Source organism: Nonomuraea ceibae (assembly GCF_019396325.1).
Taxonomy (GTDB): domain Bacteria; phylum Actinomycetota; class Actinomycetes; order Streptosporangiales; family Streptosporangiaceae; genus Nonomuraea; species Nonomuraea ceibae.
Genome location: NZ_JAHKRO010000005.1, coordinates 1 through 26269, shown reverse-complemented (window position 1 = coordinate 26269; position 26269 = coordinate 1). Strand labels below are relative to the sequence as shown.

The 26269-nt window shown below is 72.0% G+C and carries 29 protein-coding genes; 14 read left to right on the top strand and 15 right to left on the bottom strand.

All coding sequences use genetic code 11. From position 1 onward, the window contains the following. Nucleotides 1–34: 34 nt before the first annotated feature. Nucleotides 35–421: a hypothetical protein gene (locus tag KME80_RS05280; protein WP_219500855.1), complete on the bottom strand. Its 387-nt coding sequence runs from the start codon at nt 419–421 to the stop codon at nt 35–37. A gap of 109 nt (nt 422–530) precedes the next feature. On the opposite strand from KME80_RS05280, the gene KME80_RS05275 reads away from it, so the two are divergent. Continuing rightward, on the top strand, nt 531–1472 hold the full coding sequence (locus tag KME80_RS05275; RefSeq protein ID WP_219500853.1) for a diacylglycerol/lipid kinase family protein: 942 nt from the start codon (nt 531–533) through the stop codon (nt 1470–1472). A 269-nt stretch (nt 1473–1741) separates the two neighbouring features. Continuing rightward, nucleotides 1742–1996, top strand: coding sequence for a WhiB family transcriptional regulator (locus KME80_RS05270; protein ID WP_049569263.1), 255 nt, complete (start codon nt 1742–1744; stop codon nt 1994–1996). Between the two features lie 123 nt (nt 1997–2119). On the opposite strand, the gene KME80_RS05265 is transcribed toward KME80_RS05270, so the two are convergent. Next, complete coding sequence (locus tag KME80_RS05265; RefSeq protein WP_219500851.1) at nt 2120–3589, bottom strand: PAS domain-containing sensor histidine kinase; 1470 nt, start codon at nt 3587–3589, stop codon at nt 2120–2122. 174 nt (nt 3590–3763) lie between these two features. Between KME80_RS05265 and KME80_RS05260 the strand changes: the two genes are divergently transcribed. The 7 genes from KME80_RS05260 (at nt 3764) to KME80_RS05230 (ending at nt 10184) form a co-directional block, all read left to right on the top strand. Then, nucleotides 3764–4483, top strand: coding sequence for a GntR family transcriptional regulator (locus KME80_RS05260; protein ID WP_049569261.1), 720 nt, complete (start codon nt 3764–3766; stop codon nt 4481–4483). A gap of 14 nt (nt 4484–4497) precedes the next feature. Then, the gene (gene bioD / locus KME80_RS05255) at nt 4498–5211 is read left to right on the top strand and encodes a dethiobiotin synthase (RefSeq protein WP_219500849.1); all 714 of its coding nucleotides are present in this window, start codon (nt 4498–4500) and stop codon (nt 5209–5211) included. Between the two features lie 51 nt (nt 5212–5262). Continuing rightward, nucleotides 5263–5850 carry a helix-turn-helix domain-containing protein gene (locus tag KME80_RS05250; RefSeq protein ID WP_219500846.1) on the top strand — a complete coding sequence of 196 codons (588 nt, stop codon included), beginning with the start codon at nt 5263–5265 and terminating at the stop codon, nt 5848–5850. An 84-nt stretch (nt 5851–5934) separates the two neighbouring features. Continuing rightward, nucleotides 5935–7089, top strand: a complete 1155-nt coding sequence (locus KME80_RS05245; RefSeq protein ID WP_219500844.1) for a sensor histidine kinase — start codon at nt 5935–5937, stop codon at nt 7087–7089. Further along, nucleotides 7080–7733 (top strand): response regulator transcription factor, encoded by a 654-nt coding sequence (locus tag KME80_RS05240; protein WP_219500842.1) that lies wholly within the window; start codon nt 7080–7082, stop codon nt 7731–7733. Before KME80_RS05245 ends, KME80_RS05240 begins: the two co-directional genes overlap by 10 nt. Then, the gene (locus KME80_RS05235) at nt 7730–8497 is read left to right on the top strand and encodes a DUF4097 family beta strand repeat-containing protein (protein WP_219500840.1); all 768 of its coding nucleotides are present in this window, start codon (nt 7730–7732) and stop codon (nt 8495–8497) included. The genes KME80_RS05240 and KME80_RS05235 overlap by 4 nt, the downstream gene beginning before the upstream one ends. A gap of 40 nt (nt 8498–8537) precedes the next feature. After that, a complete protein-coding gene (locus KME80_RS05230; protein ID WP_219500838.1) occupies nt 8538–10184 on the top strand; it encodes an acetolactate synthase in 1647 nt (548 codons plus the stop codon). Here the strand turns inward: KME80_RS05230 and KME80_RS05225 are convergent, their stop codons facing one another. Beyond that, nucleotides 10185–11744 carry a serine/threonine-protein kinase gene (locus KME80_RS05225; RefSeq protein ID WP_219500836.1) on the bottom strand — a complete coding sequence of 520 codons (1560 nt, stop codon included), beginning with the start codon at nt 11742–11744 and terminating at the stop codon, nt 10185–10187. A 230-nt stretch (nt 11745–11974) separates the two neighbouring features. Here KME80_RS05225 and KME80_RS05220 point away from each other — a divergent pair, with 230 nt between their 5' ends. Beyond that, nucleotides 11975–12355, top strand: coding sequence for a thioesterase family protein (locus tag KME80_RS05220; RefSeq protein WP_246644102.1), 381 nt, complete (start codon nt 11975–11977; stop codon nt 12353–12355). Here KME80_RS05220 and KME80_RS05215 read toward each other — a convergent pair. From KME80_RS05215 to KME80_RS05185, 7 genes are all read right to left on the bottom strand, one after another. Next, the gene (locus KME80_RS05215) at nt 12345–12557 is read right to left on the bottom strand and encodes a biotin/lipoyl-binding carrier protein (protein WP_156325834.1); all 213 of its coding nucleotides are present in this window, start codon (nt 12555–12557) and stop codon (nt 12345–12347) included. The genes KME80_RS05220 and KME80_RS05215 overlap by 11 nt on opposite strands. Nucleotides 12558–12589: 32 nt before the next feature. Beyond that, a complete protein-coding gene (locus KME80_RS05210) occupies nt 12590–13978 on the bottom strand; it encodes an acetyl-CoA carboxylase biotin carboxylase subunit (protein WP_219500834.1) in 1389 nt (462 codons plus the stop codon). Between the two features lie 202 nt (nt 13979–14180). After that, nucleotides 14181–15434 (bottom strand): HD-GYP domain-containing protein, encoded by a 1254-nt coding sequence (locus KME80_RS05205; RefSeq protein WP_219500832.1) that lies wholly within the window; start codon nt 15432–15434, stop codon nt 14181–14183. Then, nucleotides 15431–16786 (bottom strand): HD-GYP domain-containing protein, encoded by a 1356-nt coding sequence (locus tag KME80_RS05200; RefSeq protein ID WP_219500830.1) that lies wholly within the window; start codon nt 16784–16786, stop codon nt 15431–15433. Before KME80_RS05200 ends, KME80_RS05205 begins: the two co-directional genes overlap by 4 nt. Nucleotides 16787–17010: 224 nt before the next feature. Further along, nucleotides 17011–17949 carry an NAD-dependent epimerase/dehydratase family protein gene (locus tag KME80_RS05195; protein ID WP_219500828.1) on the bottom strand — a complete coding sequence of 313 codons (939 nt, stop codon included), beginning with the start codon at nt 17947–17949 and terminating at the stop codon, nt 17011–17013. A 9-nt stretch (nt 17950–17958) separates the two neighbouring features. After that, nucleotides 17959–18225 (bottom strand): mycothiol system anti-sigma-R factor, encoded by a 267-nt coding sequence (gene rsrA / locus KME80_RS05190; protein ID WP_219500826.1) that lies wholly within the window; start codon nt 18223–18225, stop codon nt 17959–17961. Next, entirely contained in the window at nt 18222–18827 is a 606-nt protein-coding gene (locus KME80_RS05185; protein WP_219501184.1) for a sigma-70 family RNA polymerase sigma factor, read from the bottom strand. Before KME80_RS05185 ends, rsrA begins: the two co-directional genes overlap by 4 nt. Nucleotides 18828–19060: 233 nt before the next feature. Between KME80_RS05185 and KME80_RS05180 the strand changes: the two genes are divergently transcribed. Beyond that, entirely contained in the window at nt 19061–19822 is a 762-nt protein-coding gene (locus tag KME80_RS05180) for a class I SAM-dependent methyltransferase (RefSeq protein ID WP_219500824.1), read from the top strand. On the opposite strand, the gene KME80_RS05175 is transcribed toward KME80_RS05180, so the two are convergent. Both KME80_RS05175 and KME80_RS05170 read right to left on the bottom strand, forming a co-directional pair. Next, on the bottom strand, nt 19819–20154 hold the full coding sequence (locus tag KME80_RS05175) for a TraR/DksA family transcriptional regulator (protein ID WP_219500822.1): 336 nt from the start codon (nt 20152–20154) through the stop codon (nt 19819–19821). The genes KME80_RS05180 and KME80_RS05175 overlap by 4 nt on opposite strands. Nucleotides 20155–20302: 148 nt before the next feature. Then, nucleotides 20303–21037, bottom strand: a complete 735-nt coding sequence (locus KME80_RS05170) for an SOS response-associated peptidase (RefSeq protein ID WP_219500820.1) — start codon at nt 21035–21037, stop codon at nt 20303–20305. A 140-nt stretch (nt 21038–21177) separates the two neighbouring features. Between KME80_RS05170 and aroA the strand changes: the two genes are divergently transcribed. Together aroA and rsgA are read left to right on the top strand one after the other, a co-directional pair. Beyond that, entirely contained in the window at nt 21178–22470 is a 1293-nt protein-coding gene (aroA, locus tag KME80_RS05165) for a 3-phosphoshikimate 1-carboxyvinyltransferase (protein ID WP_219500818.1), read from the top strand. A gap of 460 nt (nt 22471–22930) precedes the next feature. Further along, complete coding sequence (gene rsgA / locus KME80_RS05160; protein WP_219501180.1) at nt 22931–23971, top strand: ribosome small subunit-dependent GTPase A; 1041 nt, start codon at nt 22931–22933, stop codon at nt 23969–23971. Nucleotides 23972–23985: 14 nt separating this feature from the next. Here rsgA and KME80_RS05155 read toward each other — a convergent pair whose 3' ends face one another. Beyond that, on the bottom strand, nt 23986–24432 hold the full coding sequence (locus KME80_RS05155) for a YiiD C-terminal domain-containing protein (protein ID WP_219500815.1): 447 nt from the start codon (nt 24430–24432) through the stop codon (nt 23986–23988). Between the two features lie 115 nt (nt 24433–24547). Here KME80_RS05155 and hisN point away from each other — a divergent pair, with 115 nt between their 5' ends. Further along, nucleotides 24548–25342, top strand: a complete 795-nt coding sequence (hisN, locus tag KME80_RS05150) for a histidinol-phosphatase (RefSeq protein WP_219500813.1) — start codon at nt 24548–24550, stop codon at nt 25340–25342. Here hisN and KME80_RS05145 read toward each other — a convergent pair. Together KME80_RS05145 and KME80_RS53665 are read right to left on the bottom strand one after the other, a co-directional pair. Continuing rightward, nucleotides 25320–26105 (bottom strand): fructosamine kinase family protein, encoded by a 786-nt coding sequence (locus KME80_RS05145; protein WP_219500804.1) that lies wholly within the window; start codon nt 26103–26105, stop codon nt 25320–25322. The genes hisN and KME80_RS05145 overlap by 23 nt on opposite strands. Next, a complete protein-coding gene (locus tag KME80_RS53665; protein WP_504739701.1) occupies nt 26092–26241 on the bottom strand; it encodes an arsenate reductase/protein-tyrosine-phosphatase family protein in 150 nt (49 codons plus the stop codon). The genes KME80_RS05145 and KME80_RS53665 overlap by 14 nt, the downstream gene beginning before the upstream one ends. Between the last annotated feature and the right edge of the window lie 28 nt (nt 26242–26269).

Sequence of the window (26269 nt, the reverse complement as noted above, 5' to 3'; positions counted from 1 at the left end):
CGCATTATGGGCGCCGTGGCCGCGCCCGTACAGGTCAGGACTCGTCGCCGTAGAGCGCCCGGGTGGTGGGCGGGGCGAGCAGTCCGACGAGGCCGATCAGGGCCACCACCAGGAGCGGGATGCCGAGCTCGGGACGGCCGGAGTCGAAGAGCGTGACGGAGATGGGGATCAGGAAGATCTGCGCGAGCACGGCCGGCGCCCGCCCCCAGCGCTCGGCGGCCAGCAGGCCGCCCCAGGCGACCCAGAGCAGCCCCGCGCCGATCAGCAGCCCGAAGGCGGCCTCGGCCAGCGCGGCGGTCAGGTTGGCCGGGGTCCCGGACACCGTCTCCACCCCGACGTAGACGCCCAGCCCGAGCGCGATCAGCCCTTCGAGGGCGACGACGAGGGCGGCGGCAACCAGGCTCCACGGACGCTTCGACACACCCCGCACCCTATCCGCCGCCACCGCTGCCCCGTTCGCCGCCGTACACACCCGATGAATGGGATTTTTCACGACAATATCGACAGGCACCACCGGTTACGCTGGCCATATGCGCGCGATGCTCCTGGTCAACCCCAAGGCCACCACCACCAACGCCCGCACCCGCGACGTGCTCATCCGGGCGTTCGGCGCGGCCGTGGACCTCAGCGTCGAGGAGACCGCCTACCGGGGGCACGCGGCGATGCTCGCGGCCACCGCGCGGGCCAAGGGGTTCGACATGGTGGCCGTGCTGGGCGGCGACGGGACGATCAACGAGACCGTCAACGGGCTGCTGAACCCGGTCGACGGCGACGACACCGGCCGCCCGGCGCTCGTCGTCATCCCTGGCGGCAGCGCGAACGTGTTCGCCAGGGCGCTCGGGCTGCCCAACGATCCGGTCGAGGCCACGGGCGCGGTGCTGGAGGCGCTGCGCGACGGGCGGCGGCGCGGCGTGGGCCTGGGGCAGGCGCTGTGGGACGGCGAGAGCCGCTACTTCACGTTCTGCTCGGGGATGGGCTACGACGCCGAGGTCGTAAGGGCCGTGGAGGGCCTGCGCGGGGCCGGGCGGAAGGCTACCCCTGGCCGGTATGTGAACACGGCCCTGAGGCACTATCTGGCCACGGACAAGAGGCATCCCGCGATGACGCTGACGGGTCCCGGCATCCCGGCGGCCGAGGGGCTGTTCATGGCGATCGTGTCCAACACTTCGCCGTGGACGTACGTGGGCACGCGGCCGGTCCGGCCGACCCCGTGGGCCTCGTTCGAGACGGGGCTCGACCTGCTCGGGCTGCGCCGGATCGGTCCGCTGACGCTGGCCCCGGTGATCCGTCACATCCTCACGGAGAGTGAGCGCCTTCCGGGCGGCCGGCACCTCGTCCAGCTGCACGACGAGGCCGAGTTCACGCTCACCGCGGCCCGCCCGGTGGCCTTCCAACTGGACGGGGACTACCTGGGAGAACGCGAATCCGTAACGTTCCGGTCTATCCCGAACGCATTACAAGTTCTGGTCTAGCTGGTTACATTCGGTCATTGTGTGACGCATCCGACATCCATTACCGCCAAAACTTCGGCCGTACCCTCTTGCGTGCACTCTCCGTGGCTGAAAAGCTCAACACTGACGTCGGAACGTAGGACCTTTAACAACCCCCAAGGGTCCTCCGCCGTCCGCGGGCATCCCCGGTTCACCTGATCCGGGGACTTGTTCGCACGGGTTAGTGAAACCTTTCACAAAGGATGCCGCACGGAGCCCATCTCAGGCTCCATCTACTAAGGAGTGGACGCATGGACTGGCGCCACCGAGCTGCCTGCCGTGACGTGGACCCCGAGCTGTTCTTCCCGATCGGGAACACCGGACCGGCACTCATGCAGATCGAAGAGGCCAAGCAGGTCTGCCGTTCCTGTTCGGCCATGGAAGCCTGCCTGAAGTGGGCGCTGGAGTCCGGCCAGGACGCGGGCGTCTGGGGCGGCCTCAGCGAGGACGAGCGTCGCGCGCTCAAGCGCCGCAGTGCCCGTGCCCGCGCCCGCGCGACTGCCTGAGCCCGCCAGAAGGAGACCCGCCTGAAACCCGCAGCGAGCCGAACCGCCTGGTGCGATCGACTGTCCGCCAGGACCACGCCGCGTCCCTGATCGAAGGGACGCGGCGTTCAGCTCATCTGGCGCTCATGAAGCGGGCAGCGGGATCGACAGCGTGACCTCCGTGCCGCCGCCCTCGCGCGGCAGGACCGACAGCTTGCCCGACAGCTCCCCCTCGACGAGCGTGCGCACGATCTGCAGCCCGAGGCTGGTCGAACTGTCGAGGTCGAAGTCCGCGGGCAGCCCCTGACCGTCGTCCCAGACGACCACGTGCAGGCGCTCCGGCCCCGGCTCCACCATCACCTGAAGCCGCTCCGGCCGGCCGTGCTGCAACGCGTTCTGCAGCAGCTCGGTGAGCGCCATGGCCAGCGGCGTGGCGATGAGCGACGGCAGCACGCCGAACGCCCCCACCCGGCGCGGCGTCACCACCGCCTCCGGCGCCGACACCTCGCCCGCCATCGCGATCACCCGGTCGGCGATGTCGTCGAAGTCGACGAACTCCTCGGGCGCGTGCGAGAGCGTCTCGTGCACGATCGCGATCGAGCCGACCCGCCGCACCGCCTCCTCCAGCGCCTCGCGGCCCTCCGGCACCCGCAGCCGCCTGGCCTGCAGCCGCAGCAGCGCGGCCACGGTCTGCAGGTTGTTCTTCACCCGGTGGTGGATCTCGCGGATCGTCGCGTCCTTGGTCATCAGCTCGCGCTCGCGCCGCCGCAGCTCGGTCACGTCGCGGATGAGCACCAGTGCGCCGATCCGGCCGCCGCCGACGATCAGCGGGATCGCCCGGAGCTGCACGATCGTGCCGCCGGACTCCACCTCGGTCTCCTTGGCCGCCCGCCCGCTGGCCACGATCATCAGGTCTTCGTTGATCGGCTCGTCGGAGTAGCACAGCGTCGCGGTCACCCGGCCGAGCTCGGCCCCCACCAGGTCGGCGTGCAGCCCCAGCCGCCGGTAGGCCGACAGCGCGTTGGGCGAGGCGTAGGTCACCCGCCCGGCCCGGTCGAGCCGCAGCAGCCCGTCGCCGACGCGCGGCGAGCGGACCAGGATCGGCTCCTCGCCCGAGAACGGGAACCGCCCCTCGGCCACCATCTGCGCCAGGTCGGAGGCGCTCTGCAGATAGGTCAGCTCCAGCCGCGACGGGGTGCGCGCGGACGACAGGTTCGTCGAGCGCTGGATCACCCCGAGGAACCGGGCCTCGCCGTCGGGGACGGCACGCCGTACGGGGATCGTCTCCTCGCGCACGGGCACGCCCGTGGACCAGTCGGGGTCGCCCTCACGGCAGATGCGCCGCTCGTCCCAGGCCGTGTCGATCAGCGGGCGCTCGCCCTTGGCCACCACCGTGCCGACGACGTCGTCGTGGTAGACCGTCGGCCCGGTCGTGGGCCGCATCTGCGCGATCGCGATCCAGCCGCCCTCGCCCAGCAGCGGCGCCCACAGGATGAGGTCCGCGAACGACAGATCGGCCAGCAGCTGCCAGTCGGAGACCAGCGAATGCAGCCAGTCGAGATCCGCCCCGTCGAGCGCGGTGTGGCGGACGACGAGGTCGCTGAGAGTCGGCACGAGTGCATCATGCGTGCTGTCGGGGCCAACAGCCAAACCGCCGCCGCCTTTTCGGGCGGGTCAGGGGCTGTGAAGACCATCACAGCGGTTGCGGCCTGGCCTGCCGCAGCGGTTATCCTTCACCATCAGCCTGAGCTGCCCGGATTGGCGCTCGGCAGAAGTGAAGGTGAGAGCGTGACAGACGACGGCCCTCGCGTACCGAAGTACTACGACGTGAAACGGGCCCTGCTCGAGCTGACCAAGACGCTCGCGCCGGGTTCCGCGCTGCCGCCCGAGCGGACGCTCGCCGTACGCTTCGAGACCTCGCGCACCACGGTCAGGCAGGCGCTGACCGAGCTGGTCGTGGAGGGCCGGCTGCTGCGCATCCAGGGCAAGGGCACGTTCGTCGCGCAACCCAAGGTCGCGCAGGTGCTACAGCTCACCTCCTACATCGGCGACCTGCGCACGGCCGGCCTGGAGCCCGACACCAAGATCCTGGAGATCGGCTACATCACCGCCGACGAGGCGCTGGCCCGCCGCCTGGCGATCAACCCGGGCGGCCGCGTGCTGCGCATCCACCGGCTGCGGCTGGCCAACGGCGAGCCGGTCTCGGTCGACACCACGCACCTGTCGGCACGGCGCTTCCCGCGCCTGCGCCGCGAGCTCGAGGTGCACTCCTCCCTGTACGAGACGCTGCACAACGCCTACAACGTACGGCTCACCGACGCCGAGGAGATCATCGAGACCGTCCTCGCCACGCCGTACGACGCGAAGCTGCTGGGCGTGGACGTGGGGCTGCCCATGCTGCTGCTGACCCGCCACGCCTTCGACGCCGACGGCAATCCGGTGGAGTGGGCGCAGTCGCTCTACCGGGGCGACCGCTACAAGTTCGTCACCAGGCTGCGCCGCCCCTGACTACGCTTGGCCGCGTGAGCGTGATCGTGGTCAGCGGGACCGACTCCGGGGTGGGCAAGACGGTCGTGTGCGCCGCCCTGGCCGTGCTGGCGCGGGGCCGGGGGGCGAGCGTGGCCGTGGTGAAACCCGCCCAGACCGGCGTCGCCCCCGGCGGGCCCGGCGACGTGGACGAGGTCATCCGGATGTCCGGGGTGACGACCACGTTCGAGCTCGCCCGCTTCGACGCGCCGCTGTCGCCGGCCGCCGCGGCGCGGGCCGCCGGGCTGCCCCCGGTGTCGATGCCGCAGGCCGCCCGCCGGATCCGCGAGCTGGCCGAGAGCAACCGGCTGGTCGTCGTGGAGGGCGCCGGCGGGCTGCTGGTGCGCTACGACGAGGACGGCGCGACGATCGCCGACCTGGCCAGACTGCTGGGCGCGCCGGTGCTCGTGGTGGCCCCGGCCGGGCGCGGCACGCTCAACCACACCGCGCTGACGCTGGAGGCGCTCGCGCACCGCGGCCTCGACCTGGCGGGCGTGGTCATCGGCGCGTGGCCGGCCGAGCCGGGGATCGCCGAGCGGAGCAACGTGACCGACCTGGAGATGCTGGCCGCCCGGCCGCTGGTCGGCGCGCTGCCCGAAGGGGCCGGGCGGCTGTCCGGCGACGCCTTCGCCGACGCGGCGCGGCGCGGGCTCGCCGTGACGCTCGGCGGCGCCTTCGACCCCGCCGCGTTCCGGGGGACCTTGCGCTGAGCCGCCGGATGTGGCAAGTTCTGTTGCTCTTTCCGGGATGCTGGAGACGTCATGGACAACATCGCCGCGATCGAAGAGGTGCTCGCCCAGGTCGGCCCGCGGCTCAAACGGCTGCGCGCCGAGCGCGGCCTGACGCTGTCGGCGCTGGCCGAGGCCACCGGCATCTCCACGAGCACGCTGTCGCGCCTGGAGTCCGGGCAGCGGCGGCCCAGCCTCGAGCTGCTGCTGCCGGTCGCCCAGGCCTACCAGGTGCCCCTGGAGGAGCTGGTGGGCGCGCCGGAGGTGGGCGACCCGAGGGTGCGCGCCGTGCCGCGCAAGATGCACGGCCGCACCGTCCTGCCGCTGACCCGCCAGCCCGGGGCGCTGCAGGCGTTCAAGATGGTCATCATGCCGGAGCCGGGCGTCCCCGAGCAGCAGACGCACGAGGGCTACGAGTGGATGTACGTGCTGTCCGGGCGGCTGCGGCTGCTGCTGGCCGACCGTGACCTGGTGATGAAGGCGGGCGAGGCCGCCGAGTTCGACACGCGGCTGCCGCACTGGTTCGGCAGCGCCGACGACCAGCCGGTGGAGATCCTCAGCCTGTTCGGCCGCCAGGGCGAGCGGATGCACGTGCGCGCCCGGCCGGCCAGCCGCGCCTAGCGTCGGGGGGTGGGGCTAGCCCCACCCTGGTCGCGCACACCAGGCCCATGTCCGGCAGCTCCCAGGAGTCAATACCGTGGAGGCATGAAACGACCCCGGGTGGCCACGGCGTGGCTCGACACGGCCCACGTGATGACCGGGCTGCCCGTCGCGTTCGCGCTCGCGGTGCTGACGCTCGCGTCGGCCGTGGCCCCGCCCGTGCTGCGGCGCGGCGTGCCCTGGTTCACGCGGGTGCAGCGCTCCCGGTTCGAGGCGTTTCTGGGCGAGCGCATCCCGCCGGTGCCGCCCGCGCGCAGCTGGCGCACCTCCAGCCTGTGGCGGCAGATCGCCTACCATCTGCTGTCGCCGCTGGTCAGCGGGCTGGCGGTGTTCCTGGTCGCGGCGACGTGGGGCGCGGCGCTGGTGGGGCTGCTGGCCTTCCTGCCGCCGCTGATCCAACCGCCGCCGCTGACCTTCCTGTTCGACCTGCGCGACCCGAACGTGGTAACCACCTACATCGTGGCGGGGGCCGTACTCCTGCTGATCGCGCCCGTGCTGGCGCGCGGGATGGCGATGCTGGACCTGTCGGTGGCGCGGGCGCTGCTCGGCCCCAGCCGCGACGAGCTGGGGCGGCGCATCGAGACGCTGACCGAGAGCCGCGCCGGCGTGATCGACGCCGCCGATGCCGAGCGGCGGCGCATCGAGCGTGACCTGCACGACGGCGCCCAGCAGCGGCTGGTGTCGCTGGCGATGAACCTGGGCCTGGCCCGCGCCACGCTCACCGACCTGCCGGAACCGGCCCGCGAGGCCATCGAGCACGCGCACGAGGAGGCCAAGCAGGCGCTCAAGGAGCTGCGCGACTTCGTCCGCGGCCTGCATCCGGCCGTGCTCAACGACCAGGGCCTCGACGCGGCGCTGTCCGGCGTGGCCGCGCGGGCCCCCATCCCGGTGCGGTTGCGCGTCGACATCGAGCGCCGCGCCACTCCGACGATCGAGGCGGTGGCATTCTTCATCGTGTCCGAGGCACTGACCAACATCGCCAAGCACGCCGCGGCCACCAAGGCCGAGGTGAGCGTGCGGCGCGAGCGCGACCGGCTGCACGTGCTCGTCTACGACGACGGCTGCGGCGGGGCCCGCCTCGACAGCGGCACCGGGCTGCGCGGTCTGGCGCAGCGCATCGACGCCGTGGACGGCAGGCTGCGGCTGAGCAGCCCGCTCGGCGGCCCGACGACGATCGAGGTGGACCTGCCGTGCGAGTAGTGCTCGCCGAGGACTCCGTGCTGTTGCGCGAGGGGCTCGTCCGGCTGCTGGAGGCGGCCGGGCTGGAGATCGTGGCCGCCGTGGCCGAGGCCGAAGGGCTGCTGCGGGCCGCCGAGGAGCACCGGCCCGACCTGGTGCTCACCGACGTGCGGATGCCGCCCACGCACACCGACGAGGGGCTGCGGGCCGCGCTCGTGCTGCGCCGCCAGCAGCCGTCGCTGGCCGTGCTGGTGCTCTCGCAGTACGTCGAGGAGCGCTACGCCGCCCAGCTTCTCGCCTCGGCCGCGGGCGGCGTCGGCTACCTGCTGAAGGACCGGGTGGCGGACGTGGCCGAGTTCGTCGACGCGCTGCGCCGGGTGGCGGGCGGCGGCACCGCGCTGGACCCCGAGGTGGTCTCCCAGCTCCTGCTGCGCGGCCACAGCGACCCGCTGGACCGGCTGACGCCGCGCGAGCACGAGGTGCTCAAGCTCATGGCCGAGGGCCGCTCCAACGCGGGCATCGGCGCGCAGCTCGTGCTCAGCGAGGGGGCCGTGGGCAAGCACATCGGCAACATCTTCGCCAAGCTCGACCTGCCTCCGGCCGAGGGCGATCATCGTCGGGTGCTGGCCGTGCTCCAGTTCCTCAAGATCAGGAGCATGCCGTGAGAGCGCTCTGGCTGACCCTCGGCTCGGTGCTGACCGTGATCGCGGTGACGGTGTCGACCGCGATCATCTGGCGCGGGTTCGCCACCGCCCGTGAGCCCACCGAGACCACCGAGCGCGTCATCGCGGTCGAGGCGCTGACCACGCTGCGCGTGATCGGGGAGGGGGCCGTGAGCGTGCAGGTCCATCGGGGCGAAGCCGGGCAGATCCTCCTCATCCGGTCGATGCGCTGGTCACAGGAGAAGCCCAGCGTGTCGGAGGACTGGGACGGCCGGACCCTGCGCCTGGACTCCTCCTGCCCAGGCGCCGGCTACCTGACCGCGCCGGTCTGCGAGATCGGCTACCAGGTCCTGGTGCCGCAGCACGTCAGCGTGGACGCCAGGACCGCCTCCGGCTTCCTGGCCGTCGACGACATCGCCGGTGACATCCGCGTCGCCACCGTCTCCGGCGCCGTCCGCCTGGACGACCTGCCCGGCAAGGTGCACGCCAGGAGCGGGTCGGGCAGCGTCCGGGGCGACTCCCTGCGCAGCGAGCAGGTGGACGTGGAGGTGAGCTCGGGCGACCTCGACCTGTCGTTCATGACGCCGCCCAGCGAGGTGCGCGCGATCGTCAAGACCTCCGGCAACATCGACATGGAGCTTCCGCCCGGCGCCTACGACCTGTCGACCAGCGCGCCACAGGTGATCATGACCCCGGTCAGCGACCCAGGCTCGTCCAGGAAGATCACCGTCTCGACGCCCGACGGCGAGGTGTCCATATGCTGCTGAAGCTCTGTTTACTTTTGTGACTGGTTGGTAAGTTCCCGGCATGGAGTCTGCGAAGCACGCCGGTGACGCCGCTGTCGCCGTGTCCAAGGCCTATGGTGTCGAGACCATGTTCACCCTGTCGGGCGGGCATGTCTTTCCCCTTTACGACGGCGCCCAGCACGAGGGCATGCGCATCCTCGACGTGCGCCACGAGCAGAGCGCGGTCTTCGCCGCGGAGGCCACCGCCCGGCTGACCCGCAACCCCGGCCTGGCGGTGCTGACCGCCGGGCCCGGCATCACCAACGGCGTCAGCGGCGTGGCCACCGCGCACTTCAACGGCTCCCCCGTCGTCGTCCTGGGCGGGCGCGCCCCGCAGTCGCGCTGGGGCAGCGGCGCCCTCCAGGAGATGGACCACCCGCCGCTGTTCACGCCGATCACCAAGCTGGCGTTCACCGCCTCCGGCGCCGACTCCGTCGGCCAGGACGTCGAGACCGCCTTCCGCACCGCCGTCGCGCCGCACCGCGGCCCCGTCTTCCTCGACGTCCACATGGACCACCTGTTCTCGCCCGCCCCCGTGCCGGAGCCGAGCACCCAGTCGCCGTCGCCGCTGGAGCCCGACCCCGACGACCTGCGCGCCATCGCCGCCCTGATCGCCGAGGCCGAGCGGCCCGTGCTCGTGTACGGGTCCGACGTGTGGATGGACCGGGCCGAGGAGGCCGCCCGCGACTTCGCCGAGACCTGGCGGCTGCCCGTCATCCCCAACGGCCAGGGCCGCGGCATCCTGCCCGCCGGGCACGACCTGCTCGTCACCCGCGCCCGCGGCCTCGCCTTCGCCCAGGCCGACCTGGTCGTCGTCATCGGCACCCCGCTCGACTTCCGCCTCGGCTACGGCTGGTTCGGCGGCAAGGACGGCGCCCCGCTGGCCAAGGTGGTGCACATCGCCGACGCGCCGTCCGGCATCACCACCCACATGAAGCCCGTCGCCTCCGCCGCCGGCGACCTGTCGGTCGTCCTGTGGAGCCTCGGCACGGCCTGCGGCGAAGCCGGCGTCAAGCCGAGCCGCTACGAGAGCTGGGTCAGCACGCTCGCCGACACCGCCGCGGCCGCCATCGCCGGCGACGCCGCCCTGCTCGCCTCCGACTCCGACCCGATCCACCCCATGCGCATCTACGGCGAGCTCGGCAAGGTCCTCGCCGACGACGCCGTGGTGATCGGCGACGGCGGCGACTTCGTGTCCTACGCGGGCAAGTACGTCGAGCCCCGCCGGCCCGGCAACTGGCTCGACCCCGGCCCGTACGGCTGCCTCGGCACCGGACTCGGCTACAGCATCGCCGCCCGCCTGGCCAGGCCGTCCTCCCAGGTGGTGCTGCTGCTCGGCGACGGCGCGGCCGGTTTCTCCCTCATGGACGTCGACACGCTCGTCCGGCACCGGCTCCCGGTCGTCATGATCTGCGGCAACAACGGCATCTGGGGGCTGGAGAAGCACCCGATGCAGCTCCTGTACGGCTACGACGTGGCCGCCGAGCTGCAGCCGCAGTGCCGCTACGACCAGGTGGTCACCGCGCTGGGCGGCGGCGGCGAGCTGGTCACCAAGGCGTCGGAGATCGGGCCCGCGCTGCGCCGCGCCTTCGACTCCGGCATCCCGTACATGGTCAACATCGCGACCGACCCGCAGGTCGCCTACCCCCGCAACACCACGGGGGTGTGACTACGGCTTGACCGTGGTCGTGGCGGTCACGGTCGGGGTGGGCGTGTTACAGGTCGGGGTGGGGATCAGCACCGCCTCGACCGTCTTGCCCACCTCCAGCATCTCGCCGCCGTTGGGGAAGCTCTGGCCGATCATCTTGCACATGTCGGGCAGGGTGCCGTCGGTCTGGTCGTCGGCCTTGAACCCGAACCCGGCCTGCTTGATCTTGGCCACGGCCTGCGGGTAAGGCATGTTGACGATGTACGGCACCTCCTTCTTCGGCTTGGGCGTCGGCGAGGGGGACTTCGTGTTCGTCTTCGTCGGGGTGGGCGTGGGAGTCGGGGTCGGAGACTCGGTGGGCTCGGTCTCCTCGGGGGTGGGCGTCGTCTTGTCGCCGATCGACTGATCCCTCGGCGGCTTGGTCGACGGCCTCACCCGGGGGGTCCTCGTCGGCTTCTCCGTCGGCTTCTTAGGCTTGGACTCGGTGACCGTCGGCGTCGGGGTCGGCTGGGCGATCCGGTCGCCCTCGGCGCTCATGTTGGTCAGTGCGACCGCGCCCGCGCCCACGCCGAGGACCAGCACGGCGGCGAGCCCGGCCACCAGGCCGCCCCGGCGCGGGGCCTTGGCCGCGCGCCGGCTGCCCTGGCGCTGGCCCGCCACGGTCGTGGCCTCGGGAGGAGCCTGCACCGCGCCCGTCTGATACGCCTCGGGCGGCGGGGCCATGGTGGCGCCGGTGGTCGGCAGGGCCGCCTGGGTCATCGGGATCTCGCCGGTGGCGACCATGCGGGCCGCGTCGCTCATCGCCCTGGCGCTGGGGAAGCGCCGCGCCGGGTCCTTCGACAGGGCCCGCTCGACCAGCGCGCGCACCGGCCCGGGGATGTCGGGCGGCAGCGGCGGCGGCGCCTCGCGGATGTGCTTGAGCGCGATCGTGACCGGGCTGTCGCCGTCGAACGGCCGCTGACCGGCCAGGCACTCGTAGGCGACGACGCCGAGCGCGTAGATGTCGACGGCCGGCGTGACCGGGGCGCCCTCGGCCTGCTCGGGCGCGCAGTAGGCGGCGGTGCCGAGCACCATGCCGGCGTCGGTGAGCCGGTTGGCCAGGTCGGAGCGGGCGATGCCGAAGTCGGTGATGACGAGCGTGCCGTCGCGCTGCACCAGCAGGTTGCCCGGCTTGACGTCGCGGTGCACGATGCCCTGGTCGTGCACGGCCTGGAGCGCCGAGGCGGCCTGGGCGATGAGCTCCATGGCGGGCTGCGGCGAGATCCGGCCGAGCCGGCCCAGCAGGCGGTCGAGCGGTTCGCCGTCGACGAACTTCATCACCAGGTAGACGGTGTCGCCGCTGACCCCGTAGTCGTAGACGTCGACCACGCCGGGGTGGTTGATCGTCGCCATCGCGCGCGCTTCCCCCTGGAAGCGGGCGAGGAAACCGGGGTCCTGCATACGGCCCGGGAGCAGCACCTTGACGGCGACGGTCCGCGCGAGGACGGTGTCTTCGCCGCGCCAAACCTCGCCCATTCCTCCGGCGCCGATGCGGGTATCCAGGCGATACCGCCCCGCAAGCGTCGTCCCTTGGGCCACCATGACTCCCCCGCTACCCCCTGCCTCTAGACCCTCTCCCACCCCAGGGTTCTCAACAAAGCGAACTTGTGTCGCGGTGCGGTCACACGGAGGTCACGGAACTCGGAGAGTGTACGACTCCCATTCCTCACACGCCACACAAATGCCACAAGTTGTCCCACCCTATCCTGCGGCCTGCGAACCCTGCTTGTCCCGGTTTCGGACAGATCACCGCGCCACACTAAGCTGACGGCATGACGCTCGCTCCGGGTCTCCGCTCCCAGCTGCTCACCATGGTCGAGCGGAGCGACACCGCCGAGAAGATCGGCAGCGGCGACGTGCCCGTGCTCGCCACGCCGCGCCTGCTGGCGCTGGCCGAGCAGGCGACCCTCCAGGCCGCGGCCCCGCACCTCAAGCCGGGCGAGACGTCGGTCGGCACCCGGGTCGAGCTCGAACACCTGGCGGCCAGCCCCGTCGGCGCCCACGTGAGCATCGGCGTGGAGCTGACCGAGGTCGACGGCAGGCGGCTGGTCTTCGGCTTCCAGGCCAGCGACAAACACGCGCTCGTCGCCAGAGGCGTGATCGAGCGCGTCGTCGTCGACCGCGAGAGGTTTCTGGCGCGCGTCACTCGATGACGGCGATCAGGTCGCCTTCCTGGATCACGTCGCCCTCGGCCACCTTGAGCTGGGCCACCACGCCGTCGTCCTCGGCGAGCACCGGGATCTCCATCTTCATCGACTCCAGGATGACCAGCGTGTCACCGTCGGAAACCTCGTCGCCCTCCCGGACGACGACCTTCCACACGTTCGCCACCATCTCAGCTCGGACCTCAGCCACCGCGACTCCCCTCTTCCAATGATCCAACAGTCTTACGCACGCTTGGCGCGCATCCGCCCTACCAGGCCCGTGTCATAGTCGCCGGTGACGAACTCGTCGTTGTCCAGCAGCTCCGCGCAGAACGGCAGGTTGTTCTTGGGCCCCTCGACGGTGAACCCGGCCACCGCCTCGCGGGCCCGCTCCAGCGCCTCGGCGCGGGTGGCGCCGTGCACGCAGAGCTTGGCCATGAGCGGGTCGTAGAACGGGGTGACCGTGTTGCCCGACTCGTAGCCCGAGTCGACGCGCACGCCGTCGCCCGCGGGCTCGGTCCATGCGGTGATCTTGCCAGGTCCGGGGAAGAACCGCTTGGGGTCCTCGGCGTACACGCGGAACTCGATGGCGTGCCCGCTGACCTCGGGCGTGATCTCGGGGCTCTCCCCGGCGGCGACCCGCAGCTGCAGCTCGACCAGGTCGAGGCCGGTGACGAGCTCGGTGACCGGGTGCTCCACCTGGAGCCGGGTGTTCATCTCCAGGAAGACGAAGTCCTGGGCGTCGGCGTCGACCAGGCACTCCACGGTGCCGGCGCCGAGATAGCCGACGGCCTCGCCGGCGCGCACGGCCGCGGCCAGCATGCGCTCGCGCAGCTCGGGCGTGATGCCGGGCGACGGCGTCTCCTCCACGACCTTCTGGTGGCGGCGCTGCACCGAGCAGTCGCGCTCGCCCAGCGCCACGACGGTGCCGTCGGGGCGGCCGAGGATCTGCACCTCGACGTGGCGGGCCCGCTCGATGTAGCGCTCCAGCAGGATGGCCGGACCGGCGAGCACGTCGCCCGCGCCGCCCGCCGCCGCAGCCGCCGCGAACCGCAGCGCCGCCCGGGACGCCTGGTCGAACGCCTTGGCCAGCTCGTCGTCGTCATGCGCGACGCTCATGCCGATCCCGCCGCCGCCTCCGGCGGTCTTGACCATGACGGGATAGCCGATCTCCTTGGCCGCCGTCATGGCCAGGCCCAGGTCGGTGACGGGCTCACGGGTGCCGGCGGCCACCGGGACGCCGGCGTCCTCCATGAGGTTACGGGCGTTGATCTTGTCGCCCATCCGGTCGATGGCCTCGGGGGCGGGGCCGATCCACACCATGCCCGCGGCGATGACGGCCTCGGCGAAGCCCGCGTTCTCGGCCAGGAACCCGTAGCCGGGGTGGATCGCCCGGGCGCCCGTGGCGCGGGCCGCCTCCAGCACCTTGACCGGGTCGAGGTAGCTCTGCGCGGGGTTGGCCGGCCCGATCAGCACGGCCTCGTCGGCCTCGCGCACGTACGGCAGGTCGGCGTCGGCCTCGGAGTGGACCGCTATGGCGCGCAGGCCCAGCCGCTGGACCGTGCGGATGATCCGGCGCGCGATCTCCCCTCGGTTGGCGATCAGGACGGGTCCGAGCGTCTCATTAAGCACGTCGCCAACCCTACGACCGCCGGGGCCGCCAGCCCTTTCCCCCGAAACCACCGATCCGGACAATCGGATCTGTAGGTTTCCTACAAATGAGGCAGTGCCGAAACCCGTGAGCGGGCGCACCGTACTGCGAGGACCTACAGCGCCGTGGCACGTGCGCGAAGGGGCCGTAGTGCGGGAATCTACAGGACCGAAAACCCCGCCGTCAGCGCCGCAGGGCCGTGCGGCCGGTGACGCGGGCCAGCGCCTCGACCGCCTCCGCATCGTACGCGGTGCCGGCGGCGAGCCTGAGCCGCTCCAGGGCGGCGCCCGCGCGGTCGCGGTCGGTCGAGCCGCCGAGCAGGTCGTCGTAGGCGTTGGCCACCTTGATGATGCGGCTCGACAGCGGCGGGTCCTCGCTCACCGGGTCGCACTGGCGGCTGACCAGATCGGCCACCCGGTCGAGCACGCCGGTCTGCCTGATCACCTCGGCGCCCAGCTCGGCGATGCTGCGCGCCTGCTCGGGGTCGGTCAGGACGGTCGCGCCGCCGGGGATCGGGTCGCGCAGCGAGAGCTGGCCGATGTCGTGCATGAGCGCGGCGTACTCCAGCTCCAGCAGCTCCGGCTCGGCCATGCCCAGCTCCCTGCCGATCGCCACGGCCAGGCGGCTGACCCGGCGCGAGTGGCCGGGCTCGACGTAGCCGCCGACCTCGGTGACCCGCGACAGGGCGCGCACGGTCTGCAGGTAGGTGGCCCGGATGCCGGCGTACTTGCGGAAGGCCACCTGGGTGACGAGCAGCGGGGCCGCGAAAACGAGCAGCGCCACCAGGTCCATGCTGTGGGTGGCCAGCGCGAGCAGCACGCCGGAGGAGGCGACGGCGACCCCGAGCGGGAAGGCGACGTTGATCTCGTCGCGCACGGCCACCCGGAACGCGGTGCGCATCTCCTCGGCCCGCAGCATCGCGGCGACCACCACGTCGATCAGCAGCGAGAGGCTGGTGAGCGCCACCATCAGGCCGAGAGCCGGCCACCACGTGCCCGACTCGCCCTGGGTGAGCCGGTAGAGGGGGTCGGCCAGCGGGCGGAAGGCGAAAGCCAGCAGCGCGGCGGTGAGCAGGCGGCGGGCCATGGCGTCGAGGCGCGGCGGACGCCCGACGGCCAGGTGGGGCAGCGCGCCCGCGATCATGCCGACCGCGATCACGGCCACGACCTGGAGCGCGGAGTGGCGCAGCGGGACCTGGCTGAGGTCGAGCAGCAGCGTGTAGCCGAGCGCGGCGGCGGCGCCGATCGGGGCGACCTCGCGGTTGCCCGGCATGGTGAGCCTGGCCAGCTCGCCGACCGCGATCAGCGCGCCGAACCCGACCGCGATCTCCGGCCGGTCGAGCCCGACGGCCGAGGTGTGCGCGATCCCGGCCACGGAGACGAGCCCGGCCGCGCCGACGAGGAGAAGCCGGCCGGTGCCCAGCCGCTGGTAGGTCACTGCCCCGTCACCACTTCGATGGGCATCGTCGGGTCGTCATGGTCCTTGATGTGCGTCTCGGCGTCCTCGGGCGTCGGCGGGTCGACGCGGCGCGGCGGCTGCCACGGGTTGTGCTCCAGCGCCTTGACGAACGCGGCCACCATGACCGGGTCGAACTGGGTGCCGGCGCCCTTGCGCAGCTCCTCCACCGCCACCTCGACCGGCCGGGCGCCCCGGTAGGAGCGGTCGGAGGTCATCGAGTCGAACGCGTCGGCCACGGCGATGATCCGGGCGAACTCCGGGATCTCGTCGGCGGCCAGCCCCATCGGATAGCCCTTGCCGTCGTGGCGCTCGTGGTGGTGCATGATCCCGGCGAACGCCTCGTCGAGGAAGTCGATGCCCTGCACGATCTCCAGCCCGCGCATCGGATGGAGCTGGATCGCGGCGAACTCCTCCTCGGTCAGCGGCCCGTCCTTCTGCAGCACCTTGGTCGGCACGCCGAGCTTGCCCACGTCGTGCAGCATGCCGGCGTAGCGGATGGCGCGCAGCCGTTCCATGCCCATGCCGACCTCCTGCGCGATCATGGTGGAGGCGAGCGAGACCCGGGTGCAGTGGCCTCTGGTGTAGTAGTCCTTGGTCTCCACGGCCTGGCACAGGGCGGCCATCGTGGCGTCGTAGGAGCGCTGCTGCGCGTGATACTGGCCGAAGGCCCAGCGCGCGACGAACAGCGGCACCAGCACGAGCACGGCCGAGATCGACTGCACGGTCGCCCACAGCCCGGCCACCAGCAGCCCGAACGTGCCGTAGCCCAGGTAGGACAGCAGGAACTGGGCAAGCCCGCGCAGCGGCACCTCCTCGGCCCTGACGTGGGTGGCCAGCCTGATCATGGTGAGCGTGAGCAGGATGTTGAGCGGCACGAACACGGCGGTGGCCGCGGCGTAGGGGCCGATCAGGTCGTCGAAGGCGGCGACCTCGGGCACGCCGACCGCGCCGCCGAGCCACACGTACACGCCGCCGGCCGCGAAGCCGCAGATGGCGAACTGGGCCCCGTTGAACACCCGTTTGATCAGCGGCAGCCCAGGACGGACGCTGAGCACGGCGGTGAGCCCGACGAGCGCCGCCCCCTCCGGGCCGATCAGCACCACCGCGGCCAGCGCGGCCGAGAAGCTGACCGACACCGCGAACTGCTCCACGTTGAGCAGCGTCGGCATCGACTCGCACACCAGGAACAGCAGCACGAGCACGAGCAGCACGTCGAGATTGTCCGGCGCCACCAGCGCACCGGAGGTGACCACGCTGCGCCCGATGAGGGCCGCCGCGGCGCCGATGACGCCCAGCAGGTAGACCCTCGCGGGCCACGGCAGATCACGCATTGCGGCCCCCCACGCGCATCAGGTCCAGGAAACCCCTGGCGGCAGCGCTCCGCCCGCGATCACCGCGACCACGGGGGCGATGAGCACGGCGGCCGTGAACAGCCTGGCGACCATTGCCTTCAACATCCACTCGCCTCCACGTCGACTCCTGGGGCTCACGCTACAGAAGAAGGACAGCCCGTACGGGCGGAGTCACGAATCGCAAGCAAAGCGTAACCAAGCCACTACCGGAGGCGACTACGCGCCCACTCCACCGTGAGCTTCACACCAGTGGACAAATCGGTGCGCGGCTCCCAGCCCAGCCCCTCGAACGCGGGCACCGGGTCGACCGCCATCGCCGGCAGGTCACCCACGCGCGGCTGCGCGAACCCGGGCTTGTCGGGCGCGCCGGCCGCGTCGGCGATCAGCGAGTGCAGCCGCCGGTCGGTGGTCTGGATGCCGGTGCCGAGGTTGAACCTGCGGCCGTTGCCGTCGGAGCCGCACGCCCGGACGAAGCCGTCGACCACGTCGTCGACGTAGACGTAGTCGCGGGTCTGCGTGCCGTCGCCGTAGAGGACCGTGGGCGTGCCGTTGAGCAGCCCGTCGGTGAAGATCGACACGACCCCGGCCTCGCCCTCGGGCGACTGGCGCGGCCCGTAGACGTTGGACAGCACCAGCGTGGTGTACTCGATCCCGTAAAGGGCGCGGAACGTCGCCAGGTAGGTCTCGCCGCTCAGCTTGGAGGCGGCGTACGGGGAGCGCGGGTCGGTGGGGGCGTCACCCGGCACCGGGATCGTCGCCGGGCGGCCGTAGACCGCGACGGACGAGGCGAACACCACCTTGCGGGTGCTGCCCTCGTGGGCCGCGGTCAGCACCGACGCGGTGCCCTCGACGTTGAGGCTGGCGTCGTGCACCGGGTCGGCGACGCTCTTGCGCACGCTGATCTGCGCGGCCAGATGGCAGATCACCTCCGGCCGGAGGTCGGCGGCCAGCTCCCGCAGCGCGGGGTCGCGCACGTCGAGCTCGTGCAGCGTGAACCGGTCGCTCCGCGCGGCCGAGGCCAGGTTGTCGCGGCTGCCCGAGGACAGGTCGTCGACCACGGCCACCTCGTGCCCGCCCGCGAGCAGACGGTCGACGAGATTGGACCCGATGAACCCGGCACCCCCGGTAACAAGCACGCGCATGGGGGAATCCTAGTCGGCCAGATCCGCCCGTACCTGCGCGATGCGCGCCAGAACCTTGGCGCGCAGGTCTTCCGGGACCGGATCGCAGCCGCACTTCTTGGCCACGATCTGCTTGATCGCCTTGTCCAGGTCGTACTCCTGGAGGCAGGGACCGCACTCGTCGAGGTGGACGCGGATGCCCGCCACGTCGTGCTCGGTCAGCTCGCCGTCGAGGTAGGCGTAGACCTTGTCGAGGACCTCGCGGCAGTCGGTGTCATGCGGGTTGCCACAGCTCATTTCGATCCCTCCGTCGGGACCAGGCCACGCTCGCGAGCATAGTCCTCAAGGAGGCTTCTGAGCTGCCTGCGCCCACGGTGCAGCCTCGACATCACGGTGCCGATCGGAGTCCCCATGATGTCGGCGATCTCCTTGTACGGGAAGCCCTCGACGTCGGCGAGGTAGACCGCGATCCGGAACTCCTCGGGCAGTGCCGCGAGTGCTTGCTTGACGTCACCGTCGGGCAGGTGCTCCAGCGCCTCCACCTCGGCGGACTTCAAGCCGCTCGAAGTGTGGGACTCGGCCCGGGCGAGCTGCCAGTCCTCGATCTCCTCGGTGCCGGACTGCTTCGGCTCACGCTGCTTCTTGCGATAGGTGTTGATGAACGTGTTCGTCAGGATCCGGTAGAGCCACGCCTTGAGGTTGGTGCCCTGCTGGAACTGATGGAACGACGCGAACGCCTTCGCGAAGGTCTCCTGCAGCAGGTCCTCCGCGTCCGCCGGGTTTCGGGTCATCCGGAGGGCGGCCGAGTAGAGCTGCTCGAGATAAGGCATCACGTCGCGTTCGAAACGCTCGCTCCGCTGCTCCAGAGTCTCCGCGCCTGTCGCGGGCACCGGGCCCACCCCCCTAAGATCACCGGTGGCCTGCTGAGGCGGGACACCGTACTCAGGGGAGAATACCCGCTTGTCAGCGACCGGCCGGTCACCGGGGAGGGAGTCGAGCAATGTGAGCATGCTCGTCGCAACACACCCGCGCCTTCGTCTGTTCCCGCAAGATAGAAGGTGACGAACAACCCGGTGCGGGGAAAACCATACGTACCGGCTGGTAGCCATTTTCCGGAACCCAGGAGTCGCGTGTGCTGCCCATTCCGGCCGAGGAACTCAACGGCTCAGGGACGCTGGGGCCGTACTGGACCTTCTATCACGCCGTCGTCGCCGAACAGCTCACCAGATGGCTCCCTGACGAACCCTCCGTGGTCCTCGACCTGTCCGGCGGGCGTGGCCGCTGGTCCGGGCACGCGGCCAGGGCCGGCCACCGGGTGATCGAGGTGCTCGACTTCCGCCGCACCGCCGAGGGGCACCACCGGCTGCGCGACGCCGACCTCGTCCGTCACGTACGCGCCGACGACCTGTCCTTCCTGCCCGACGAGAGCGTCGACGCGGTCGTCGCCGAGGAACGGGCGATGTCGATCGAGCTCATGGCCGAGTCGGCGATGAGCGACGTGGCGCGGGTGCTGCGCCCCGGCGGGCGGGCGCTGGTGTGCGTCGACTCGCTCGTGCTCGGCATGGCGATCCTGGCCGAGCAGGGCCAGTGGCAGCACCTGCGGCAGACGGGCGAGGTCATGCTCGTGCCGTGGCCCGACGGCAGCATCACCCGCTGCTTCAGCAGCGGCCAGCTGCGCGAGCTGCTGGCCGGCGCCGGGCTGGAGGTGGAGTGGATGCGCCCGCGCACGGTGCTGTCGCCGTCGACGGTCGACCACGTGCTCGGCGGCGACACGCGGACCCTCGCCTACCTCGTGCGCACCGAGCTGGAGGCCAAGCCCGCCGACGACGACACGGTGGGCATCCACCTGGTGGCCAGCGCCCGCAAGAGCGGAGCGCCAGCGGGCGACGGCTAGCGGCCCCGGCGCTCCCGCTTGCCCTGGCACTGCACGCACCGGGCGGCCTCGGGGCGCGCCTCCAGGCGGCCCTCGGGCACCGGGCTGGCGCAGTCGACGCACTTGCCGTAGGTGCCCTCGTCCAGGCGCTTGAGCGCCTCGACGACCGCCCGGCGCTGCGTGGTGGCCACGGCCACCATGGCCTGCGCGCGGTCGGCGTCGGTCAGGTCCGCGCCCGCGTCGGCCGCCGAACGCTCGCGGATCGCCACCGGATCGCCCTGGAGCACCGCGATCGACCGATCCAGCTCTGCCAGCATCTCTTCCAGCCGCTCACGAGCGGTCGTGACGTCCACGAATCCGCACCTCCGGGAAAGTGAGGGCAACCCGCGGCGGAAAGATCCCCGGTAATCCCGCCCGGCGCTGTTTGTATAGGGGTGATTCCGTGTGAACGGATGTAAAGCTTTCCTCACCGGATGCCCACTACACGCGCTTCTTACACCTTTACGAATCCCCTTCGGGCAAGGGCTTGATGAGGTCCGGGCCATTGTTGCGGACGTTGTTGACCTCGGTGCTGACCGGATGCGCGGTCAGCCGCCCGGGATCGGCCGGCACCAGCAGCCCCGAGGCCGCCTTCGTGTCGGTCAGCTTCGGGTCGAGCCATTCGGCCCACCGCTCCGGCTCGATCATCATCGGCATCCGGTCATGGATGCGCCCCAGCTCGTCCTCCGCGTCCGTGGTGATCACCGTGCACGTGACCAGCCACTTCAGCGGATCGTCGTCGTCGCGCGAGGGGTCCTTCCAGAACTCGTACAGCCCCGCCATCGCCAGCACCCCGCCGTCGGCCGGATGGATGAAGTACGGCTGTTTCTTCTTCTTGTCACCCTCGACCGGCATCCACTCGAAGTAGCCGTCGGCCGGGAGCAGGCAGCGCCGCTTGGCGAACGCCTGCCGGTAGGACGGCTTCTCCGCCACGGTCTCGATCCTGGCGTTGATCATCCGTGACCCCACGGACGGATCCTTCGCCCAGGCCGGCACCAGCCCCCACTTCACGACCCGCAACTGCCGCACCGCCCGCTCGGCGTCCTTCGGGACCCGGCTGAGCACGGCGTAGACGTTCTTCGTCGGCGCCACGTTGTAGTCGGGCGCCAGTTCCTTGTCCGGCTCGGCGTCCAGCTCCACCTGGAACTCCTCCAGCAGCTGGTGCTTGTCCCGCGCCGACGCGTATCTCCCGCACATGCCCTCACACTGCCACGTACGCCTTTCGCGTGCAGGTGCGAACCCGCGCCGGAAGTCCTCCGAGTCGCTCGTCCACAGGCGCCCCCCTGCTTGTCCACAGGGCACCGCTCCCCCGCACGCGGGGCCAGTAGTCTTTGGCCATGCCCAACGCGCACTGGCCCGCCCCGCTCGCCACCGCACCCGTCGTCGCGACCGTCCCGCTGCCCGGGTCCAAGTCGGTGACCAACCGCGCCCTCCTGCTCGCCGCGCTCGCCGACGGCCCCGGTTCCGTACGCCAGGCGCTCCGCAGCCGTGACGCCGATCTGATGGCGGCGGCCCTGCGCGCCCTGGGCGCCACGCTCACGGCCACGGCCGAGACCCCGTCCAGCGTCGACTGGCAGGTGACGCCCGGCCCCGTACGCGCGGGCGCCTCCATCGACGCCGGCCTCGCGGGCACGGTCATGCGTTTCGTCCCCCCGATGGCCGCGCTCGCCGACGGCCCGGTCTCCTTCGACGGCGACCCGCACGCCCGCAAGCGCCCGATGGGGCCCATCCTCGACGCCCTGCGCGCCCTCGGCGCCCGCGTCGACAACGACGCGCTGCCGTTCACCGTCCACGGCCCCCTGACCGGCGGCGAGGTCACGCTCGACGCCTCGGCCTCCTCGCAGTTCGTCTCCGGGCTGCTGCTGACGGCCGCCCGGTTCGGCAAGGGCGTCACGATCCGCCACGTCGGCCCGCCGGTCCCGTCCCAGCCGCACATCGAGATGACGATCCACATGCTGCGCGAGGCGGGCGTCCGCGTCGACGACAGCGAGCCCGACGTGTGGCGCGTCGAGCCCGGCCCCATCGCGGCCCGCGACTGGGTGGTGGAGCCCGATCTGTCCAACGCCGCCCCGTTCCTGTCGGCCGCCCTCGTCACCGGCGGCACGGTCACCGTCCCGCACTGGCCGCTCAGGACCACGCAGCCGGGCGACGCCCTGCGCACCCTGCTCACCGACATGGGCGCCCGGGTGGCCTGGGGAGGCGCCCCGTCCGGCGGCGTCGACGACCTGGTCGTCACCGGCACCGGTGAGATCCGCGGCATCGACGCCGACCTGCGCGCGGTCGGCGAGCTCACCCCGACGATCGCCGCCCTGGCCGCCCTGGCCGTCTCCCCCACCCGCCTGCGCGGCATCGCCCACCTGCGCGGCCACGAGACCAACCGGCTCGCCGCCCTCGTCACCGAGATCAACGCCCTGGGCGGCGACGCCGAGGAGACCGACGACGGCCTCGTCGTCCGGCCCCGGCCCCTGCACGGCGGCACCTTCCACAGCTACGACGACCACCGCATGGCCACGGCCGGCGCCGTCATCGGCCTCGCGGTCCCGGGCATCGAGGTCGAGAACATCGCCACGACCGCCAAGACCCTGCCGGAGTTCGCCCAGATGTGGACCACCATGCTGGCCCCCCGATGACCGGGCGGCCGCCCACGCCCAGCACCATGCCCGCCTACCGGAGCCCGAGAACGCCCCCGCATGACCACGCTCCGGCCCGCCCGGGTAGCGCGCCCGCGGGCGCCCCACCCCGGCGAGCGACACCCCGTACAAGAGGCTGCCTGGACCGTGCGGGCAGAGCGCCGTACGGGCGGATTGCGCCCGCTGGGGCCTTCAGGCGGGACGCGCGGCCCCGGACGGGCGGATCGCCGTGCCGGCCGGTTGCGCCGGCTGGGGCCTTCGGGTGGGGGCGCGCGGCCCCGGGCGGGCGGGGCTTCGTCGCCGTGGTGTGGGGCTGCTTCCCCGCAGTGGGGGTGGTTACGGTGGGGGATGCCGTTCCCGGGGGATACCGGGTGTGGAGCGGGCATAGGTCCGCAGTGGGCCGGGCGCCCGTGAGGGGCGACGGCGGACGAGGACCGAGCGAGCACATGGGAGTGGACCGCTGAGAAAGCGGGAGTACGACGAGGACGACGTGCGGGTCAGGCCGGGCAAGGGTTCGAGGCCGCGGACCCGGATTCGGCCTGCGCACGAGGATGCCGTTGAGGGGTTCGTGGTCGCCGTGGACCGGGGCCGCTACACGACGCTGGTGGAGCCGGAGCGGGCCAAGGGCTCGGCGGCCAAGCGCAGGCAGCAGGCGTCCCGGCTGGTCGTGGCCATGAAGGCGCGGGAGCTGGGCCGTAAGGGGATCGTGGTCGGCGACCGGGTGGCGCTGGTGGGCGACGTGTCGGGGCAGCCTGACACGCTGGCCCGGGTGGTCCGGGTGGAGCCGCGGACGTCGATGCTGCGGCGTTCGGCGGACGACACGGACGACACGGACGGGATCGAGCGGCCGGTGGTGGCGAACGCCGATCAGCTGGTGATCGTGACGGCGCTGGCCGATCCGCCGCCCCGGCCGCGCATGATCGACCGCATGCTGGTGGCGGCGTTCGACGCGGAGATCGACGCGCTGCTGTGCCTGACGAAGTCGGACCTGGCGCCGCCGGACGAGCTGGTGGCGCTGTACGAGCCGCTGGGGGTCCCGCATGTGGTGGTGCGCAAGGGCGGGGCGCTGGACGAGTTGCGCGAGCTGCTGACGGGCCGGATCAGCGTGCTGGTGGGGCATTCGGGGGTGGGCAAGTCGACGCTGGTCAACAGCCTCGTCCCGGACGCGAACCGCGCGGTGTCGCATGTCAACGCCGTGACGGGCCGGGGGCGGCACACGTCCACGTCGGCCGTGGCGCTGGAGCTGCCGGAGGGCGGCTGGATCATCGACACGCCGGGGGTGCGGAGTTTCGGCCTGGCGCACGTGTCCGTGGAGACGGTGCTGGCGTCGTTCCCCGACCTGGTGGAGGGCACGGTCGCCTGCCCGAAGGGGTGCACGCATCTGGCCGACGGCTGTGCGCTGGACGCCTGGGCAGCGCAGGGGCACGCCGATCCGGCGCGGCTGGAGTCGTTGCGCCGTCTGCTCTCCAGCCGCGAGGGAGCTCCGGACGACCCGGCCTGACGGCGGAGAGCCGGTCAGGCGCGGTTCGGCCGGAGGGTCCAGGTGACGGTGAGGGTGGCGACGGTGGTGCCGCCGGCGTCGCGCACGTCGACCTCGACGCCGAACTCGGCCCGCTCGCCCGCGTCGAGCCGGGCCACGACGTCCGCGCGTTCGGCCTGCAGGTGCGCCTCGGCGGTGATCTCGCCCTTGGCGAGCTTGACGTAGCGGACGGCGGAGGTGGCGACGAGCGGGACGGCCCGGTCGAGCTGGTCGCCGAACACCGACAGCATGGCGGCGCCGGACGCCGACTCGGCGAGCGTGAACATGGCTCCGGCGTGCGGTCCGCCGATGTGGTTGTGCAGGTCCGGCCGGTCAGGCAGCACGCAGGTGGCGCGGCCGTCGCCGGTCGAGGAGAACGTGATGCCGAGGGTGCGGGCGAAGGGCACCGTCTGGAGCAGCAGGTCGCCGACGTCGAGTGACATACCTCTTACCCTACTGGCCGGTAACCACAAGACCCACGCCTGGAACGGGACTTACCAGAAAAGGCGCGCCCGTCGCCTGATGCTCGGCATACCCGGCACGGTAGCGTGGCTGTCCGTGCAGGGTTACAACGACGATCTACGCCTCGCGCATGTCATGGCGGACGCCGCCGACGACCTGACCATGCGCCGGTTCAAGGCGGTCGACCTCAAGGTCGAGACGAAGCCCGACCTGACTCCGGTCAGCGACGCCGACCGGGCCGTGGAGGAGGCGATCCGGGGCACGCTGCGCCGAGCCAGGCCGCGTGACGCGGTCGTGGGCGAGGAGTACGGCGAGACCGGCTGGGGCGCCAGGTCGTGGATCATCGACCCCATCGACGGCACGAAGAACTACGTGCGCGGCGTCCCGGTGTGGGCGACGCTGATCGCGCTGATGGAGTACGGCAAGGTCGTCGTCGGCCTGGTGTCGGCCCCGGCGCTGGGCCGCAGGTGGTGGGCGGCGGCCGGGGGCGGCGCGTGGACCGGCAAGAGCCTGACCAAGGCGAGCCGGATGCGCGTGTCGCAGGTCTCGACGCTGGAGGACGCCTCGTTCTCCTACTCCAGCTTCGGCGGCTGGGAGAAGATCGGCCGCCTGGACAACTTCCTGGACCTGGGCGGCGCCTGCTGGCGGACGCGGGCGTACGGAGACTTCTGGTCGCACATGATGGTCGCCGAGGGCTCGGTGGACGTGTCGGCCGAGCCGGAGCTGTCGCCGTGGGACATGGCGGCGCTGACGGTGATCGTCGAGGAGGCGGGCGGCCGCTGGACCGACGTGTCGGGAGTGCGCGGCATGGAGGGCGGCAGCCTGGTGTGCACGAACGGCCTCCTGCACGACGAGGTCATCCACCGCCTCACAGCGCCAGCACGTTCCTGACGGCCGCCATCAGCCCGTCGCGGTACGCGCCGCCGTACAGCACGACGTGCACGAGCAGCGGGTGGAGCTGGTGCAGCGACACCCGCTCCCGCCAGCCGTCGGCGAGCGGCGCCTCCTCGCGGTAGGCGCCGAGGATCCGGTCCAGGTACGGGGCGCCGAACAGGGCGAGCATGGCCAGATCGGTCTCGCGGTGCCCGCCGTGCGCCGCCGGGTCGACGAGCACGCCGGTGCCCGCCGACCACAGCAGGTTGCCGCTCCACAGGTCGCCGTGGATGCGCGCGGGCGGCTCGGGCGCACCGGCGACCTCGCCGAACCGCTCGACGGCGCGCTCGATCAGATGAACGTCCCGTGAAGCGAGCCGCGCCCGCCGTACGAACGGCAGGACGCGGCGGGTGGCGTAGAAGGACGGCCAGTCGGGCGCAGCCGAGTTGTCCATGGGCAGCTCGGCGATGAAGCCCGGCCAGGGCGCGCCGAAGGCGGGCGCCCCGGCGCGGTGCATGCGGGCCAGGTCGCGCCCGAAGCGTTCGGCGGCCCCGGCGGTGGGCGGCTCCTCCTCCACCCATGACAGCACGAGCCGGTCGTCGGCGGCCTCGATCACCTCGGGGACCGTGACTGCCTCGCCGAGCCAGCGCAGCCCGGCCGCCTCGGAGGTGAACACCGGAGAAACGGCCCCGATCTTGGCGAAGACCACGCGCCCGTCGTCGAGCACGCCCCGCTGCAGCCGCCACCCGTGGGACGCGCCGAGGTCCTCAGCCGATCTCATCGGCGATGTGGTCGGCCACGCCCTCGGCGGCCGCCTCGACCAGCGCGAGGACTTCCACGAAGCCCTCGTCGCCGCCGTAGTAGGGGTCGGGGACCTCGGCGCCGTCGGGGGCCGCCGGGTCGAAGGAGCGGGACAGATCGGAAGGGGGGGGGGTGGGGGGGGGG

What these genes read in the sequence shown, in the direction of transcription:
- KME80_RS05275 (WP_219500853.1), top strand. Translation starts at nt 531, where the DNA reads ATGCGCGCGATGCTCCTGGTCAACCCCAAGGCCACCACCACCAACGCC.
- KME80_RS05270 (WP_049569263.1), top strand. Translation starts at nt 1,742, where the DNA reads ATGGACTGGCGCCACCGAGCTGCCTGCCGTGACGTGGACCCCGAGCTG.
- KME80_RS05250 (WP_219500846.1), top strand. Translation starts at nt 5,263, where the DNA reads ATGGACAACATCGCCGCGATCGAAGAGGTGCTCGCCCAGGTCGGCCCG.
- KME80_RS05245 (WP_219500844.1), top strand. Translation starts at nt 5,935, where the DNA reads ATGAAACGACCCCGGGTGGCCACGGCGTGGCTCGACACGGCCCACGTG.
- KME80_RS05230 (WP_219500838.1), top strand. Translation starts at nt 8,538, where the DNA reads ATGGAGTCTGCGAAGCACGCCGGTGACGCCGCTGTCGCCGTGTCCAAG.
- KME80_RS05225 (WP_219500836.1), bottom strand. Translation starts at nt 11,744, where the DNA reads ATGGTGGCCCAAGGGACGACGCTTGCGGGGCGGTATCGCCTGGATACC.
- KME80_RS05220 (WP_246644102.1), top strand. Translation starts at nt 11,975, where the DNA reads ATGACGCTCGCTCCGGGTCTCCGCTCCCAGCTGCTCACCATGGTCGAG.
- KME80_RS05200 (WP_219500830.1), bottom strand. Translation starts at nt 16,786, where the DNA reads ATGCGTGATCTGCCGTGGCCCGCGAGGGTCTACCTGCTGGGCGTCATC.
- KME80_RS05195 (WP_219500828.1), bottom strand. Translation starts at nt 17,949, where the DNA reads ATGCGCGTGCTTGTTACCGGGGGTGCCGGGTTCATCGGGTCCAATCTC.
- rsrA (WP_219500826.1), bottom strand. Translation starts at nt 18,225, where the DNA reads ATGAGCTGTGGCAACCCGCATGACACCGACTGCCGCGAGGTCCTCGAC.
- KME80_RS05170 (WP_219500820.1), bottom strand. Translation starts at nt 21,037, where the DNA reads ATGTGCGGGAGATACGCGTCGGCGCGGGACAAGCACCAGCTGCTGGAG.
- aroA (WP_219500818.1), top strand. Translation starts at nt 21,178, where the DNA reads ATGCCCAACGCGCACTGGCCCGCCCCGCTCGCCACCGCACCCGTCGTC.
- KME80_RS05155 (WP_219500815.1), bottom strand. Translation starts at nt 24,432, where the DNA reads ATGTCACTCGACGTCGGCGACCTGCTGCTCCAGACGGTGCCCTTCGCC.
- KME80_RS05145 (WP_219500804.1), bottom strand. Translation starts at nt 26,105, where the DNA reads ATGAGATCGGCTGAGGACCTCGGCGCGTCCCACGGGTGGCGGCTGCAG.